10 protein-coding genes are annotated in these 16,028 nt (G+C 43.0%); 1 reads left to right on the top strand and 9 read right to left on the bottom strand.

The genetic code is table 11. The features are described from left to right. Positions 1 to 242: 242 nt before the first annotated feature. From Q1A70_RS15870 to Q1A70_RS15830, 9 genes are all read right to left on the bottom strand, one after another. A complete protein-coding gene (locus Q1A70_RS15870) occupies positions 243 to 1,313 on the bottom strand; it encodes a sulfate ABC transporter permease (RefSeq protein ID WP_299693694.1) in 1,071 nt (356 codons plus the stop codon). Between the two features lies 1 nt (position 1,314). Continuing rightward, complete coding sequence (locus Q1A70_RS15865; protein WP_299693692.1) at positions 1,315 to 1,791, bottom strand: hypothetical protein; 477 nt, start codon at positions 1,789 to 1,791, stop codon at positions 1,315 to 1,317. A gap of 27 nt (positions 1,792 to 1,818) precedes the next feature. Next, positions 1,819 to 5,013 (bottom strand): response regulator, encoded by a 3,195-nt coding sequence (locus Q1A70_RS15860; protein WP_299693690.1) that lies wholly within the window; start codon positions 5,011 to 5,013, stop codon positions 1,819 to 1,821. A gap of 186 nt (positions 5,014 to 5,199) precedes the next feature. After that, positions 5,200 to 7,338, bottom strand: coding sequence for an ATP-binding cassette domain-containing protein (locus Q1A70_RS15855; RefSeq protein WP_299693687.1), 2,139 nt, complete (start codon positions 7,336 to 7,338; stop codon positions 5,200 to 5,202). After that, a complete protein-coding gene (locus Q1A70_RS15850; protein ID WP_299693682.1) occupies positions 7,335 to 8,921 on the bottom strand; it encodes an ABC transporter transmembrane domain-containing protein in 1,587 nt (528 codons plus the stop codon). Before Q1A70_RS15850 ends, Q1A70_RS15855 begins: the two co-directional genes overlap by 4 nt. Then, on the bottom strand, positions 8,911 to 10,335 hold the full coding sequence (locus tag Q1A70_RS15845; RefSeq protein WP_299693679.1) for a TolC family protein: 1,425 nt from the start codon (positions 10,333 to 10,335) through the stop codon (positions 8,911 to 8,913). The genes Q1A70_RS15850 and Q1A70_RS15845 overlap by 11 nt, the downstream gene beginning before the upstream one ends. Beyond that, positions 10,310 to 12,541: a response regulator gene (locus tag Q1A70_RS15840; RefSeq protein WP_299693676.1), complete on the bottom strand. Its 2,232-nt coding sequence runs from the start codon at positions 12,539 to 12,541 to the stop codon at positions 10,310 to 10,312. Before Q1A70_RS15840 ends, Q1A70_RS15845 begins: the two co-directional genes overlap by 26 nt. Before the next feature lie 3 nt (positions 12,542 to 12,544). Beyond that, positions 12,545 to 13,894: an HlyD family type I secretion periplasmic adaptor subunit gene (locus tag Q1A70_RS15835; RefSeq protein ID WP_299693671.1), complete on the bottom strand. Its 1,350-nt coding sequence runs from the start codon at positions 13,892 to 13,894 to the stop codon at positions 12,545 to 12,547. A gap of 9 nt (positions 13,895 to 13,903) precedes the next feature. Continuing rightward, positions 13,904 to 14,257: a hypothetical protein gene (locus Q1A70_RS15830; protein ID WP_299693668.1), complete on the bottom strand. Its 354-nt coding sequence runs from the start codon at positions 14,255 to 14,257 to the stop codon at positions 13,904 to 13,906. Positions 14,258 to 14,445: 188 nt separating this feature from the next. Here Q1A70_RS15830 and Q1A70_RS15825 point away from each other — a divergent pair. Then, on the top strand, positions 14,446 to 16,028 hold a 1,583-nt coding region (locus Q1A70_RS15825; protein ID WP_299693665.1), incomplete at its 3' end, for a cadherin-like domain-containing protein.

Below are 16,028 nucleotides of genomic sequence, written 5' to 3'. Positions count from 1 at the left end.
AAGTTAGAAAGGAATTATGCCAGCATGCTATCGCTGGCATTCATGTTGATGTGGCTACCGATGTATTGTTGAACACGGAATGTACAGCAAAGATCAACACGCCCTAGCCTTGTTCACAAGGTTTTTCCTACACTATTTCTGAGCCGTTCTTACCATGACTAGTAGATGAGTATCATATGCATAAAAAACCCAAGGTTATGTGCGCCTTGGGTTTTTTACTATGAGTTTATATTTACTCTAGATTAGAACACGAAATTCAACATGACGGTGTAAAGTACCGCATCGGTATCGTCGGTTGGTGTTTCGACAAAGCTGCCTCTACCTCTAGAGGGTCTTGCTTCGAAGTACTGTACCTCACCATTTATTGAAACATTCGGCAGTACATCGTAATCGACCCCAATGAGGTAGCTGTTTCCTCTCAAATGTTCGTGCTCATCAAACTCAGCTCCGTAAACGACATAGGGCGTGAACACGTCAATATGGTAGCCAAGGCTCGCGTACATGGATGACGATAAGTCACTGATTTGACCTTCACTAGAAAAGACAGCTTTTCCAAATTCGTATTCCGTGCCTAACGACCATAGTTGGATCTGCTGATTAGGTTGTTCCGTTCGGATAGACTCAGGAAGAAATGGAATTGTGGTAATGCTGGTTAGATCGTAATCTGAATCTAGGAAAGATAAGTTCCAGCGGTAGCTGTCGCCGGTCAATTGCATATTGACACCAATCATGCTTTTTGTCTCAAATTCCAACGTTGTCATCGAGTCGAAGTCGACATCATTATTATCTTTAATGCCAATGAACGGGGATAGGGTTAGGCTGTTGCTGTCGCTAATATCATGAGACCACCGAACTTTAACGCCATTGAATGCGGTAATGCCTAACACACTGTTATATACCTCAACAGGGGGCCTTGCTGTCATGTAGGCTTGCCCAACGTAGTAGTATTCAGACGCCAAAAATATCGGTAACCTCAAGCGGCCGACACTGATATCGAAGTTGCCCACTTCATACCCTAAATAGGCCCACTCTAGCTGTGGGTCACTCCAATCATATTGAGGGGCTTTGACGACCTGGACTGAGGCTCTAAATGAATTGTAATAGTAGTCGAGTTGGATCCCAAACGTGGTATCACAGTCGAAACAACTTTCATCTTTAAATCTACGGTTAGTATCTAAAGCTTGTTCGTTGTCTGATTTCGCCCAAGAAGTACTGCCAAAGCCACTTAGAGAAAAGTTATCGGTAAGTTCAATTACCGCGAAGACCGGAGAGGCGATTGAAGCGCATAGCACTGACGTGATTATTTTTTTCATATTATTTCTCCGAACTTATAATATAGAGAACATTGGCATCTTGCGGAACTGAAGAGAGTGGGGAGTAACCGATACGGTTTGGTTTCTCATTTAACCATGCAACTAAACTGTCTGCCGAAGGTGATTCTATTTCTCTTGGATAACGCGCTTTCCCTGAAAAGGATATTCCAGCCCAGTGGGCATTCATCTGAGCGGTATTTTTTCCTAGCAATAGCTGGTAAAAGTTCTCTCTTTCAGCGCTGTTTTCTGGCCAGTCAGACAATTCTATACGCTTGCCATTCAGGCGCTTGGCCTTCCCTCTATAGAGTTGTCTTGCTTTATTAATTGTAATCTCCTCAAACTCGGGGTCTAAAGAGTATATGGCGTATTCTTCCGCCGCATAGGCTGGGTTAAAAAGCAGTAGGCTTCCTAGTATCCCAATTACTGCTGATAGCAGAGCTCTATGCTGGAGCATTTTCATCGTTTTTCTCCAATCCATTGTTTTTCTCCAATCCACGGACTTCTCTTAACAAGTTGCACTTTCTATTTGATGGAACAGTTTCTCTTTTCTTACGGGTTTGGCGACATAACCATCCATGCCTGAATCAAAGCACTTCTGAATATCATCATCGATAACGCTAGCGGTTAACGCGATAATAGGAGTTTTGCTTAAGCCTAGGTTTCTTTCGAGTTCTCTAATCTCCTTAGTTGCGGTGAAACCATCCATAATCGGCATCATGCAATCCATTAAAATAATGTCGAAGCTATTGTCGTTCTGGTACATATCAACGGCAATTTGCCCATTGTCTGCAATTTCAAAGGTGTAACCCGCCTTTTTCAACATTAGAGACGCGACCTTTTGGTTTACCCGGTTATCTTCGACTAACAGAATTCGTTCAGATTTGCTCGCAATGGTTATTGGTTCGGCTTCTTCTGGTAATGTGATCCGAGCGGCTTTGTCATTAATCGGTGTTACTGGCGACGTACTTTGTTCGGGCTGGCTGTTATGAGTGTTATAAGCCATAGGAACTGGCATCGCTTCAACGGCTTTGAGCAGTTTCTCTTTCAGTACTTCAAACTTGAATGGTTTTGGCACATAGTCGTCCATCCCAACGTCAAAACATCTCTGAATATCGTCATCGATGACACTGGCTGTTAATGCAATAATGGGAATACGACGAGTTGCTTTTGTTTCAATTTCAATCCGTCGAATGGTGCTGGTTGCCTCAAAGCCATCCATAACTGGCATCATACAATCCATTAATATGGCTGCGTAATTAGGGTTGGCGTTAAACATATCTACACCTTCTTGGCCATTATTGGCAAACTCAAATTCGTAGCCGCTTTTTCCCACGTGAAGACCAGCAATCTTCTGATTGATCTTGTTGTCTTCAACGATCAGTATTTTATGCTGAACAGTTGGAGCTTGCTGGTTAGCTTCAGACAGCACTGCTATACCCTGACTATCACAGAGTTCAAGTGCTTTAATTAAGCGAATACCGAGTAGGGGCTGCGAAACTTGAGTTGTGATACAGTCGGCAACATCTAACGCAATAGGTTCGCTCAAAAATGAACGAATCAGACAAATAGTCGCTCCGTTTTTCTGCAAGTTTTGCAGGCTACCGAGATGGTCGTTAACTAGGAATGCATCATCTTCAGCAAAAATCACAGTGGTGGGCTTGTTGTGATTTTTTTCTGCTAGCTGCTTAGTGATAACGTCTACAGTATTCGTCGTTTGAGTCACCTCAAGTCCATAAAGGTTTAGATCGCTTTTTATGCGTTGAATAAGCGTGTTCTCTTGCCCCAAAATATAAATGCTAGCGGTTGCTTTGCTCGGCTTAGGTTTGAGTAAATCAACACCTAGCTCTAAGTCGAAGTAGAAGCAGCTGCCTTCTCCTTTGACTGAGTCTAACTGGATTTGTCCTCCCATCAGTTCGACAAGCTGGGTACTGATTGCAAGCCCAAGACCTGTGCCACCAAATTGTCTAGTGGTTGAATCGTCTTCTTGAGCAAAAGGTTCGAATATCTGTTTTTGTTGCTGCTTGTCGATACCAATCCCAGAATCTCTTACAGCAAACCTAATTGTGACATCGCTTTCTGCTTTGCTTAGCGTTTGGATTGACAAGGTGACACCACCTTTGGCGGTAAACTTCACGGCATTTGACATGAAATTCATTAAGATCTGTCTTAAACGGTGATCGTCTACCATCACTCGAGCGGGCGTGTCTGGGCTAATATCGACATTAACCGATATTTTTTGTTCTTTGGCTTTTGGCGCAACAATCGATGCAATGTCGTAGATCGATTCTCTAATAGAAGCAGAATGAGGGCTGATTAATAACATACCAGATTCAATTTTAGAGAAATCTAAGATGTCGTTGATTAAGCTGAGTAGCAGCTGAGAAGAGGTTTCAATGGTATCTACATAATCACGTTGGGTTGCGGTAAGTGGTGTATCAGACAGGATCTCGGATATACCAATCACCCCATTTAATGGGGTACGGATTTCGTGGGACATATTTGCTAAGAAGCTACTCTTAGCTTTACTGGCTTGTATCGCGTCATCTTTTGCTTTTTCAGCGTCTTCTTTCGCGATGGTTAATCTTTCTTGTGCTAACTCTCGCTCAATCGTCAGTCGTTCGACTTGCTGGGCAAACAGGCTGATTTCGTCTTTTCCTTGAACCAGTTTAGCCAAAGAAGGACGAACGGCATCATTTTCATTTTTCAAAAAGTTCAGCACTAAGTTTAGGTTATTCGTGACTTGTCTCGCTAAACTTAAGGTTAAGCCCATCACAATTGCGGCCAGCAAAGCGACAATTGAAATAAACAGCGTGCGCTGCATTTGAGCGGCACTTATGGCTTGCTCTACCTCAGATTGGAACTCTTGCTTAATCACGTTGCCGAGACTTTGTAATAAGCTCAGTCTTGCTCCCATGGCTTCTAACCCGACCGAAATTTCTTGTGAATTCAATTGGGTGATTGTGTTCTCGTCAAGTAATGCGCTTCTGATTTCTTGGCTTTGAGCAAATACATCATTTCTAAATACCTCGACCATCAAAGATACTTGACGTTCGCTGGCGTTTAATGAAACAAAGCGCTCTAAGAACAGTTGTTGTCTTTCGCCTAAGGTTTTGATTTGATCTGCGAGCTCAGGATCATATTCTTGTCTATTTCGGAAAATCTCAATCAGTGAGGTACTTAATTTGAACTCCTCATTAGACCAAAACATTAACCATTCAATTTGTTGTAATGCTGTGAGGTGCTGCTGAATAGCGCGCTTGGTGTTTTCGAATGGGACTTTTTCAATGTCCAACAACATTTGTTTGTATAAGTCACTTTGCCACTCAAGGGCATCTAACTTATCGTAGTTATCTGCCGCCTCCATCGTTGATATTATGGCTTCGCTGAAGTCTGAGACTTGCTGATTCATATCATCAGAAGCGTTTAGAAAAATGATTGGGGATAGGTCGGTTAATTCTGATTTTATTTGCGAACTTTTTGCCGCAAACTCGTGAGGATTATAGTCGAGTGTACTACGGTACAAAGTAGAAATACCTTGCATATAAACTGATAACTGATTGGTGCGTTCAAAATCGGTCAACTGAGTCGTCAATATATACGCCTGTCTACCAGCAAGGAAAAGTAGTAGTGAAATGGGAAGTAGTACTAAGCCAAAGAGTTTATGTTTGACTGAAAGGTTATTCCAGGCTGCGATTGTCATAAAAGGATCCATCCAACTTGTTTTATATCAAAACAGTAGAGTAATGATTGTCAATTGAACATCTTTAAATGATAAATTTATTGAAAGTGTGCTCTAGGTAAAACTTTTTGGGATTCGGTAGCTTACGATCAAATCGATGCTGTTCTTGCCTATGCTAATAGACTGGTAATTAGTGGTGTTTCGCTTCTAGCTTAAACTGTTTAAGTATTTGTCGGTTAAGCCAAAGTATTTCAAGTTACCATCGGGCTCTAGGACTAAACTTATGTTTGAAGTGGATATTAACCCCGGGTCATTGGTCGAAAAAATCACGGTCTTGTTTAGCAATTTATCGGAGAATAAGCGATTAAAGTACTGTACGTTTTCTTGCTCAGCGCCGTTGAAGGGTTCATCAATGATGATCAGAGATTGCTCACAGCTACCTAAACCCAGCGCCAAACGTAATTTTTGCTGAATCCCATTTGGCAGGTTTTTACATTTATCCAAGCTTAATTGTGTCGCTAAGCCTTCAGGTAACCATGTGTCTAATTCAAAGAAGCTGATGATCTCTTGCATCTTCTCTGTGGGGATAAGCCCGTTGTGTAGAATAAAGTTGGTTTCTAAGGAGCCCTCAAAAATGTGCAGGTTAAAAGGGATATAGTTAATCGATGTACGGTAGCGATAGCTATTGAACTGCTTGATGTTGTAACCGTCAACGGAGACGGCACCTTGGTAGCGATCTTCCAACCCGGCAATAATCGAAATTAAGGTGGTTTTTCCGCAACCTGTTGGGCCACAAATCACCACTTTTGCGGCTGGTGGGATTTTGAACCCAAGGTTTGTTAGACCTGTCGCAGCACCTGTGTAACGGTGACTGACCCCACTGCCAATAATACTCCCTTGAAACAGACGAATAGGAGGGCTTTTCTCTAGGGTAAGCTTGTCATCGTTCATCGCCATCAAATTGTTTATCTGCGCCGATGAAGCCTTGATGGATTGAAACTTGGATATGGAGTTATAGATGCCCATGATGGGCCCAAGTGCTTTCCAAACTAGTATTACGGTTGCAAGCATAGCACCTGCATCCGAGGTGCCTTCCATTACTCCAACGACTGCTGTCACGATACTGGCAGTACCAATGACCTGAATCAACCCCCCACCTGCGGCCTGAACTTTACTGTTGGTGACGGCGACATTTTCGGAATCGTTAGTACTTTGCGTGTGTGAAGCACTAAACCGAGATTGGATTACGCGCAACAAAGGAAGACCTTGAATGGTCTTAATTCCGCGAAGGATCTCATTCCATTGATAAGATACCATCGCATTGGCACGCGAGCTTTTGGATGTAGCTTGCGTATAGATATAGCGAGAGTAAACACAGAATACCAACATCAATATCAGGCCACTCATGACCACTAGCGCAGCTGTACCAGACATGAGTGCAATGGCGACGATAAAGACGATCACAAAAGGCATGTCGAAATAGCTTAACGTTGATTCTGCGGTAACTAAGCGGCGGAAGGTATCAATATCTTTCAAACGTGCTAGCTGGGAAGAGACCCCAGCAGTGGATGTCATGGCATAGGGCAGCCATAGGAGTTTAGATATCACGGCTTGTGATATGTGGACAGCGAGATCTTTACCGGAAGTCGCGATGATGTTAACTCGCATCTTCTTAAAAAAGTATTCGGAAAAGCCAACAATAACCGCAAACAAGGTGAGCCAATAGAGTGTCGCTTCAGAACTTGAAGTGAGAGCGTAGTTATAGACACTCATGATAAAGAAAGGCTGCAACGCACCCAGTAAGCTTATAACAAAGCTTAGAATAATTAGGCTCTTGAGTTCATTGTTGTAACGGTAGAAAGCGTATTTTATCCAGTTACTGCGATCTTGAGACTCTGGTGGTGGCTCGCGGAATAAGCGGGAATACTCACTAATTGAAATTAGCAGACAAGGCTTTTTACACATTGGGAATTCAATGGTGTTGTTGTTGGTGTAGTCAAACAAAAGCAACTTGCCATCTTTTGTTCCCAGAAAGATAGCGCTGAGGTTTTCAATCTCAATAAAACATGGGTGGGGATGCTTATCTATGTTCTCGAGCGTTTTAAGTTTAGTGACGTCACAACGGTATCCAAGGCGCTCAATGGTGGCGTTAAAGCTATCGCTGTCTTTTGGTTTTGGAATAAAAGCGTCGCTCAGAATCGCAGGTGTTCCTTCCCACTCTAAGGCGATCAGAGTAAAGGCTAAGCCGCGAATTAGAGGTGATTGACTGTAACGTTCTTCATATCCACTCGCCTCAAAATCTAAGACACGCTGTGGTACATTGTTGAAGTCAACGAGAATACTCATAGGTCACCTCCGGTGAGTTTGACACGTTTGAGGCGGTGGTTAAGTTTGTCCATCTTGTTACTGGCGATGATAAGAATTTTGTCATTAGCACGGTAAGCAGTACTGGTTAACACCATTCGAGCGAAATCATCATCAAACACACAATCAATGTCATCGAATATCAACACGCGTTTACTGGCGAGTAGGGCACGAACCAATAATAAGGCATAGCCTACTTGGCGTGAAAATGGGTTGCGCACGTGACCTTTGAGTTCCGTGTAAAAGCCGGCAGGAAGCGCATCTATCTGGGCTTTAATATTCATGGTTTCACATAATGCAAATGCGGTGTTATTCAAGCTTGGCCGGAAGCAAGTTAGATTATCAATGATGCTCCCTTCGACAAACGAACTGGTTTTATCTACCATTAACACACTGTTACGCCAAACGTTGTAGTTAACATCATCAAGAGGTGTATCGTTGATCATTATGTTCAGTTTACTATCATGATTTTGCCGAGTGATACAGTTCGCTAGATGGGTTTTACCCGCACCACTTTTACCAGTTAACAAATATGCTTGACCGCGCTCGAACTCAATTCGTTGCTTGTCAGAATACTTAACCGATATGCGCTCAACCTCTGTAGTCTCATGCTGATGCTCAACAGAAGCTGCGAGTTCAAGCAGTTCAGCGATACGCTGTATGTGGAGTTTATTGAGTTCCCAGCGACTGGCTGTACGCATTACTTGTTGGTAAGGAGCAAAGTAACGGTTGGTGAGCATGATGATCGCGGCCATGATACCTTGGCTGGACTCCATGTTGATAACCGCTGTTGCTAATACGACAACAACACAGGCAATGGAAAGTTGTTGGATCAGTGCCAATATCAAGCTGAAATTGGATTCGATCTGTTCATATTTAATATTCTCAACCTCGCGCTCTTCGACCATTTGCGTCATCAAGCTTTCGACTCGATATTCCATATTTCGTGCTTTGATATCAAGTGGGCTAGAGATGATCTCAATGATTTTTGAGGTGGTTAAGCCCTCGATATCTGACTTGTTTTGCAAGCTACCAATTTTCTGTTTAGAAAGGCTATAGGCAAAAATAGCTAAGACAGCTGAGGCGATTAACAGGGTGATACCGGCCCATATATTAATTAACCCAATGATGAGGATAGTTAACACACTCACCGCGAGGTTGATTAGGGCTCGAACGGATTCTCCGCCAAAAAAGGCTTTAATTTCTGGGATAGTTGCAATGCGTTCTAAATATTCACCAGGCTCTAAACGTCGGAACTTCGAAATATCGGCTAAGCAAATCGATTGAAATACTTTGTTGGTTAAATTGCTTTCAAACTGCCTCATGATGACCGAAGAGATTTTCTCTTCCTGACTTTTTAAGTGGTAGTCGAGGACAATAGAAATCAGAATAATAGCGAACAGTAAGTATAGAGTGTCTTGAGCTTGGTTAGGTAAAACGCGGTCGAAAATGATCAGAATCGAGAAGGGCAAAACCAAACCAAATAGGGTTGATATTATTGTTGAAAAAGTCAGATAGCATTTATCTGCCATATTGATTTTTTGAGAAAATTGCTCAGTTTGCATTACTCGCTCCTTTTCTCAAAGCCGACGTCGAGAGAAGGTGTTTGGGCACTAACTCTTGATTATCTCGACCTTCGATATCGCTCATTAATCGCATAATGGTTTCAATTGATTGAATGGAAAGCACACCTTTAATTTGTTCTAGCTTGATGGTTTCTATGATGTAGTCATAGCGTGCGCTCTCGTAGTCTCTTAAGGCGCTAAACAATTTACTTTCTGCAGCAAGTAGATCCGTGATAGTACGCGTACCCAACTGGTATGCCCTCTGAATCCCTTTATAAGAGGCATAGTTGGCCCGAATGATGTTTTCAAAACTGCTGATAGATTGTGAAAAGTCGTTAATGTTGAGGATGGAGGTGTTGATACTGTTACGTGTGCTGTAAAGAGAGTCTTGGTATAGCAGCTCGGTTCGCTCTATCGCTGTTGATGATTTCTGGTATCCATAGTAGTCCGAACCCCCAGACAATATCGGCACGGACAAATTCAATCCTACACTGGTGGAGTTACTTTCTCCGGTCGCAGTGATGTCGGATTGATCGTAATTATTGGCATCATCGTGACGATAGCTGGCGGAAAGAGAGACCGTTGGCAGAAAGTTTGAACCGCTTTCTTTTAAGCTTCTACGGCTTCTTTCGACGTTCTTTTTCGCCACTAATAAGTCGTTATTGAGCGTTAATGCTTGATCCATTATGGTGCGCTGTTCGGTTTCGCTTATCTCTTTTAATGGCACACTTTCGTATATATCTTGCGAAGGAGTGACTGGATATTGAACCTGTATCGCGAGTTCATTAATAATGATGCGTCGATCTTTATGTAACGTCCTTAGCCTGTTCGCAACCCCTTCTCTTTGTGCGATCACTTCGTATAGTTCACTGGCTGCAGTATTACCTAACTCTACGTTACGATGCATCTGATGTTCACGAGTCTCAGAGGATTTTAGCTCGACCAGTGTAGCCTTTATCTGTGCGTTGTTTTTTAAGTATTCAAAATACTTAGAACCGATCTCAGAGATGGTGCCTTGGGTTTTATTTTCGTGCTTAATTTGCTCGATATTAAAGTCGAGTTTTGCCGTACCGTACTTAAAAATGTCACCAAGGTTGAAGATGGACTGCGAAAGAGACAGGCTATAGCTGTTTGAGTTGTAGCTCGATGTCTCATCGGGGATGGTCGCTAATAAGGTTTCATTCTGGTTCCATGTTGTGTCTGCAGAGCCATTCAGAGAAGGTAGGAACTTTGAACGACTTACACCAATGTTGTACTCGTTTTCTTCAACACCCTTGCTACTGGCACGGAGGGAAAGGCTGTTTTCTAGGCCGAGCTGAACCGCTTCAAGCAGGGTGGTTGCCGATGCTGAAGGTGTCGTGCTAAGTGCAAGTGCAGCCAACATGCTGCTAGTTAAGTTTCTGTACCGCCACATACTTGTTGATCACCTTGATGATTTCGTCGCTTTTATAAGGTTTGCTGATCACGTAATCCATACCAGCTTCGATACAAGCCTGATGTTCATTACTGCTGGTCAATGCCGTTGCACCTATGATGGTACAAGGGTATTTCTCATTTTCTTGTTCAAACTGTCGGATTCTCCTTGTCGCTTCAATACCACCCATTCCCGGCATGATGCAGTCCATAAAAATAATGTCTGAGCGTTTGTCCATGAAGTGCTTAACGGCATCGGCACCGTCGCCAACCAACTCGGGTTCGTACTCTTGTTTGGTTAGGATGCGTTTGAGCAATATTTGTTGAACACGATCATCTTCCACGATAAGGAATGAGCTGTTCTCCATTTGCTCTTCGGACGCTTCCGCTTCCATAATCGTCAGTAAATTTGGAATAAACTCATAGGGAATTGCTGGGGAATTAATGATCTTATCGACAAAGCTATGACACTCTTGTGCATGCTGAGTATTGGCTACGGATAGAAGAAGCTTGGTATTTGGGTGTTTTTTAAGTTGTGACTTAACCGTTTTGCTCAGCGATGGTAACTTGTTGGGTTCGAAAGTGTCAGTCAACATGATCGCGTCGTATTCACCAAAGGTTTTAGCCGCCGAAAACAACTCGTTGGCGGTTCGAATCTCGGTAATCTCAAGCCCTAAGTTCACCAACATTTTCTTCATAACATCAATACGAACTTGTGTATTGGCACACAGCAATAAACGCTTGCCATCGAAGCGAGTTTTCTCAGTGTGGAAATTTTTGGCCTTAAGATCGAGCTCTATCTGAAAACGTTCTTGAGCCCCCGACTGATACCAGTGACTCTCGTAATACCCATAATCTTTCAAAACACTTTTTGCTAAATCATCGCTATTATTAGAGTGATTTTTGTGAGCAGTCCAATGGAGCGTATTCAATTTTGCTACTGCCACATCTAGCGTTGAAAGGAAATTAAGGTTGATGGTTACGCGCGTATTCTCCATATCAGCGGCCGCGCCGGATTCTATCGTGACGAATAACTTCTTGTTCGATTTGAGCTGAATGGCGTTAGACATTTGTAAAAACAGTATCCAAAACAAGCTGGTGGATTGACCTTGCACGCGATTGGGTAAATTATCGGATATAAAGCAGTCGAGTTGACCCTCATTACGCTGCACTTTAGCACTGATATGAATCATCAATTCAGAGAGAAGGTTCAGAAGCGAAAACTCTTTCGATTTACTTTCCGTTCCTTGAGAAATCAAACGGTTATAGTTCTCTGCCAGTTCAGATAGGGTATTGCAAGCTGAGGTGATGTCTTGTGCCATCAGTACGCCATTCTCGTCTGTTTCTTGAACTAAATACTGTACACCACCATTGATGGTGTTGGTGATTCCACGAATCTCATAACCGATGAGCGCATACAATTGCTTGTAAAGATCATTGCTTCGCTTTTGATCCTCTAACTTACTGAAGATTGACTTGAGGTGAGAGTAGATCTGGCGCTGTTTAGGGTTGATGCTCACTTCGTTAAGCATTTCTTCTAAGCGCTGCAAATCCAACTGCTTAAGTTCTTGATAGAGCGTGTTAAACTCATGATCGATCTCTCTTTCGTTAGAGCTGGACTTTTTGAGCTTAAACATCGCGATTAAGTTAGACATGATAGTGATCACAGCCAACATCATGACCACCCAAAACAACCACACAAAGAACTCGTTCTTTTCGGACATCAAGCTATTTGCATGGTTATTGAACATATTGCGATAGTTGTCGTCCATCTGCAGGTAGTTGTTTGTCAGTGAAAGGTACAGATCCAAGACATCATTACGGCCTTTAGGGCTGTCGGAAAAGCGATTAATTGCCAACTCTAGTTGTGTGTATTCGGTTGCACCGACCAAGCTAAACTCGGTTTTGTTCAAAGAAGCTAAAGATCTGAATTGATCTACCTCACTTTTCAAATTAGCAAGGTCAAATTGGTTGGTAATACAACCGTCAGTTTTTAAGCAGTGCAGCAAGTTTATAATATCGAGTTCTATGGTCTGATTAAGCTTCTCAGCTTGTATCAGCAATGGAGCGCTCTGTACGTGGGCGACAGAGTCCAATTTTGACCAGGACAGGTACAAATAGAGAGCGAGTGCGGCCAATATCACGCTAAGTAACATACTGAGGCGCAGGGCTGGTACGGAAATATTGTACGTAGGTTTTCCGCTCATCGACTACCTCTCATCGAATGCATCTTCGATGGCTGACATGACAGGTTTAGCGGCATATTCGATCACCCGACGTGAGCCGGTCTTAACATCTGCGGTAAATTCCATATAAGGTGATAACTTGTATTGGGTACCTCCACGTTCGAGAAAATTTCGGTCAATTTCAATCTCTGCTAAGTAGAACTCGGCGTCTTCCTCTTCATAAGAGGAGCGGCTAATTGATGCGATAGTCCCTTCAATAAACCCGTATTTGGCAAAGTTATAGGTATCCATTTTGACTTTCACAGCCTGACCTATTTCAACAAACCCCATGTCCTTACGTGGGATTTTTGCTTCTCCATGTAGAGAATTATTGATTGGCGCAATATCGGCTATGCTCTCACCGGGTGGTATCACGGCAGAGCGGAAGTTAAAGTGTAGTTTGTCAACTACGCCATCGACCGGAGAGTAGACGACCAGACGGTCAACTTTGTCGGAGTGCTGTGGTTGGGAGATTCGCTTGATCTTAAGATCTTTGTTCGCTTGAATAATTTGCGCTTGGTACTCAGAGTTACGATTTTCAACTAAATCTCGATGTTGCTTCTCTAACTTATCGAGTTGAAAGCGCTCATTCATTACGGACTCATCAAGATTTTCAATCTCACGAACCATGTTGGATTCTTGTACCTGCATACCAAGAACGTCTACGTAAGAAGCCATCTCTTCCTTATAAAGTGTGTTTTTGATGTTGAGTTGCTTACGAATCAGGGAAAGTTGGTTTTCTGAACTGATTCTACGTTTTAGCATTGAGCTAATTAGAGAGTTTTTATGCTCAATATCATGAGTGATGAGCTCTTCGTTCGATCGGTTTTTAGAGAATTCTTGTTGCCATGTGTTCATGTGGGTTTGTACTTGCTCAGGGTACGTTTCAATGAAATCAGAGAAGTCGGGTTCTATCATGTCACGTAAGCTCTCATAACGGATTTTGTCGAGCTCTAATTGGATAATTTCAATATTGACGGTATCGAGCTGCGTATTGCGATCGAGTGAGCGTATTCGTGCGATAGGTTGGCCTTCGTAAACGACCTCGCCCTTTCTAACCAGTAGCTCCTCTAGAATGCCACCTTCTAGATGTTGAACCTTCTCGACATCAGATTCCAACAGCAATTCACCACGCACGGAAACGACGATATCAATGCGAGCTTGTGACGCAACAGCAATAGCAACCAAAGCGAGTAGAAAGATGATGAGCAATGTTTTGTGAACACTGGTCATAGCACTGGCAAGCACTATGGTGTCATCAGCTGTGACATCGGATGCTTGAGTGTTTGAAATGAGTGCTTTTCTAAGGTGATGTTCAATTTGATTATTGCTCATGATCCACCTCTATAACTTGTCATCAACGCTTTCCTCAATGTTTAGCAAGTGATTGATTTGTCGATTGACGTTTTGAAGATCAGTTTTTATATCCTCCAATAGCTTTTCAGGTACGGGGAATCGATGATTACTTAGATGCTCTAGCTTGGCCATTTTAGGTGGAAGGTCTTGATCACATAGTAGGGTTAATATGGTTTTCAATTTCTTAGCGTAGGTATTTAACTCTTCATAATGAGACTCGTTATTTAGCATCTCTATGTTTATGGCGGCATCTGAAAAGTCATGGTAAAAATCGCCCAGCAGCAATTGCAGCCCTTTGTGGTTGTTATCGATGGAACGCAACAAATTTGTCGTATTTAACATACTTCCACTGCCTAAATTACTTTAATGACAATAAATAAGGATCTTTAAAGCATGTTTTCAATTTTTTTTTGGTTTTTTACTTATATAAAAAATTTATGAAAAAAGTTGTATAAAAATTTGGTTTTCCAAAATGGTGTCCTTTAATGCCTCTAAATACGATCAGTTAGCTATTGGCAACGGAGGCTGTAATGGCAGGCGAAAATAATCAAAACAACCAAAATAAAGATCTGAATGACGCGGTAGAACAAACGGATACGAATGACGCGGGTACGCCCTCCCAGCAGCAGAACCAGCAAAATCAGCAAAACACAATAGCGTCGACGATAGCGACGGGTGCTGAAAATACAGACGCAGTAGATGCAGTAAACCAAGCCTTGGAAGATAACCCAAGTGGCGCAGGCAGCGCGGAAGATACAGCAGCTTCTGGTGGTGCAGTTCAAGAAGAAAAGTCTGCAGGCGGCAGTGATTCAGATGCCGCTCTGTCTAATGTCGTTGGTGGTGCCGCTGCTGATGTAGGTTCGGACAATGCCGCAGGTAGTGGCGGTGGTGCAGGTGCTGGCGCACAGGCTGTCGGTGGCGATAATGTTGAAGCTTCTGATGGTGGTTCTGATGCTGAAGGCAACCAAGATCAGGGGCAAGCGGCGACAACGTCTGCTGTGCCAAGCTCATCTTCGTCTGAGTCTGAATCGGGTGATCAGCAACAAGGTTTTGATGACTTAGATTCTCAAACTGTAGAAGAAACTTTTGCCGTTGAAGTTGAAGCTTCTGACGAAGAGGCAACAAGTGAAGTTGAAGATGACTTTGATTCGGAAACAGTCAGCGAAACGTTCAAAATCAAAGTAGAAAATGAAAATGATGCACCCGAGGTCGAACAAGACCTTGCTTACATCATGGACGAAGATGGAGCCATCACATTTACTCAAGAACAATTACTCGAATATGCAAGTGATGTTGATGGTGATGATCTTGTTGCTTCAAACGTTCAAGTCGGTGCCGATGCAACGGTTCAAGATAATGGTGATGGTACTTTCACCGTTGTCCCTTCTGCAGATTTCAATGGTGAACTTGATCTAACTTTTGATATCAGTGACGGTCAAGAAACGGTTAGTAGCGCAATTGATCTAACAGTGCGTCCTATTAATGATGCGCCTGTTCCTGAAGATAAAGCTTTTGAAATAGAGGAAGATGGCACACTTATCTTCACTGATGCCGACCTTCTTGCCGGTGCGATTGACGTTGATGGGGACGATCTGTCTGTTGAAGGTGTGACCTACACGGGCGCTGATGGTGTGCTGACCGATAACGGTGATGGCAGCTACAGCTTCGCGCCAAACGAGAACTTTAGTGGCGACGTGAACTTCAGCTTTGATGTATCAGATGGAACGGATACGGTTCAAGCCAATATTGATGTTAGTGTGACACCAGAGAACGATGCTCCGGTTGCGGGTAGCACGTCTTACACAGTTCATGAAGACAACTCCATCACCATCAGTAACGAACAGTTGCTAGCGAATTCTTCGGACATCGAAGGTGAAGTAGCCATTGATAGTGTGGCTTACAGTGGTAACGATGGTGTTCTTGAAATCAATGGTGACGGCACCTATACCTTCTCTCCAAACGAAAATTTCAGTGGTGAAATCGCACTGGATGTAGTTGTGGTTGATGAAGAGGGAGCGACCGACGCGACAACGGCAGGTATTAACGTTCTTGAGGTGAATGATCCACCTGTTGCCGGTCCAACGTCATACACCATTGACGAAGATTCTGTACT

The sequence above is a fragment of the uncultured Vibrio sp. genome (assembly GCF_947488985.1).
Taxonomy (GTDB): Bacteria; Pseudomonadota; Gammaproteobacteria; order Enterobacterales; family Vibrionaceae; genus Vibrio.
The sequence above is the reverse complement of the archived record's forward strand: the minus strand, read 5'-3'. Positions and strand labels throughout refer to the sequence as shown.

Excerpts from the sequence above, each read along its gene's own strand:
- Q1A70_RS15870 (WP_299693694.1), bottom strand. The coding sequence starts at position 1,313 with ATGAAAAAAATAATCACGTCAGTGCTATGCGCTTCAATCGCCTCTCCG.
- Q1A70_RS15865 (WP_299693692.1), bottom strand. The coding sequence starts at position 1,791 with ATGGATTGGAGAAAAACGATGAAAATGCTCCAGCATAGAGCTCTGCTA.
- Q1A70_RS15860 (WP_299693690.1), bottom strand. The coding sequence starts at position 5,013 with ATGACAATCGCAGCCTGGAATAACCTTTCAGTCAAACATAAACTCTTT.
- Q1A70_RS15855 (WP_299693687.1), bottom strand. The coding sequence starts at position 7,338 with ATGAGTATTCTCGTTGACTTCAACAATGTACCACAGCGTGTCTTAGAT.
- Q1A70_RS15850 (WP_299693682.1), bottom strand. The coding sequence starts at position 8,921 with ATGCAAACTGAGCAATTTTCTCAAAAAATCAATATGGCAGATAAATGC.
- Q1A70_RS15845 (WP_299693679.1), bottom strand. The coding sequence starts at position 10,335 with ATGTGGCGGTACAGAAACTTAACTAGCAGCATGTTGGCTGCACTTGCA.
- Q1A70_RS15840 (WP_299693676.1), bottom strand. The coding sequence starts at position 12,541 with ATGAGCGGAAAACCTACGTACAATATTTCCGTACCAGCCCTGCGCCTC.
- Q1A70_RS15835 (WP_299693671.1), bottom strand. The coding sequence starts at position 13,894 with ATGAGCAATAATCAAATTGAACATCACCTTAGAAAAGCACTCATTTCA.
- Q1A70_RS15830 (WP_299693668.1), bottom strand. The coding sequence starts at position 14,257 with ATGTTAAATACGACAAATTTGTTGCGTTCCATCGATAACAACCACAAA.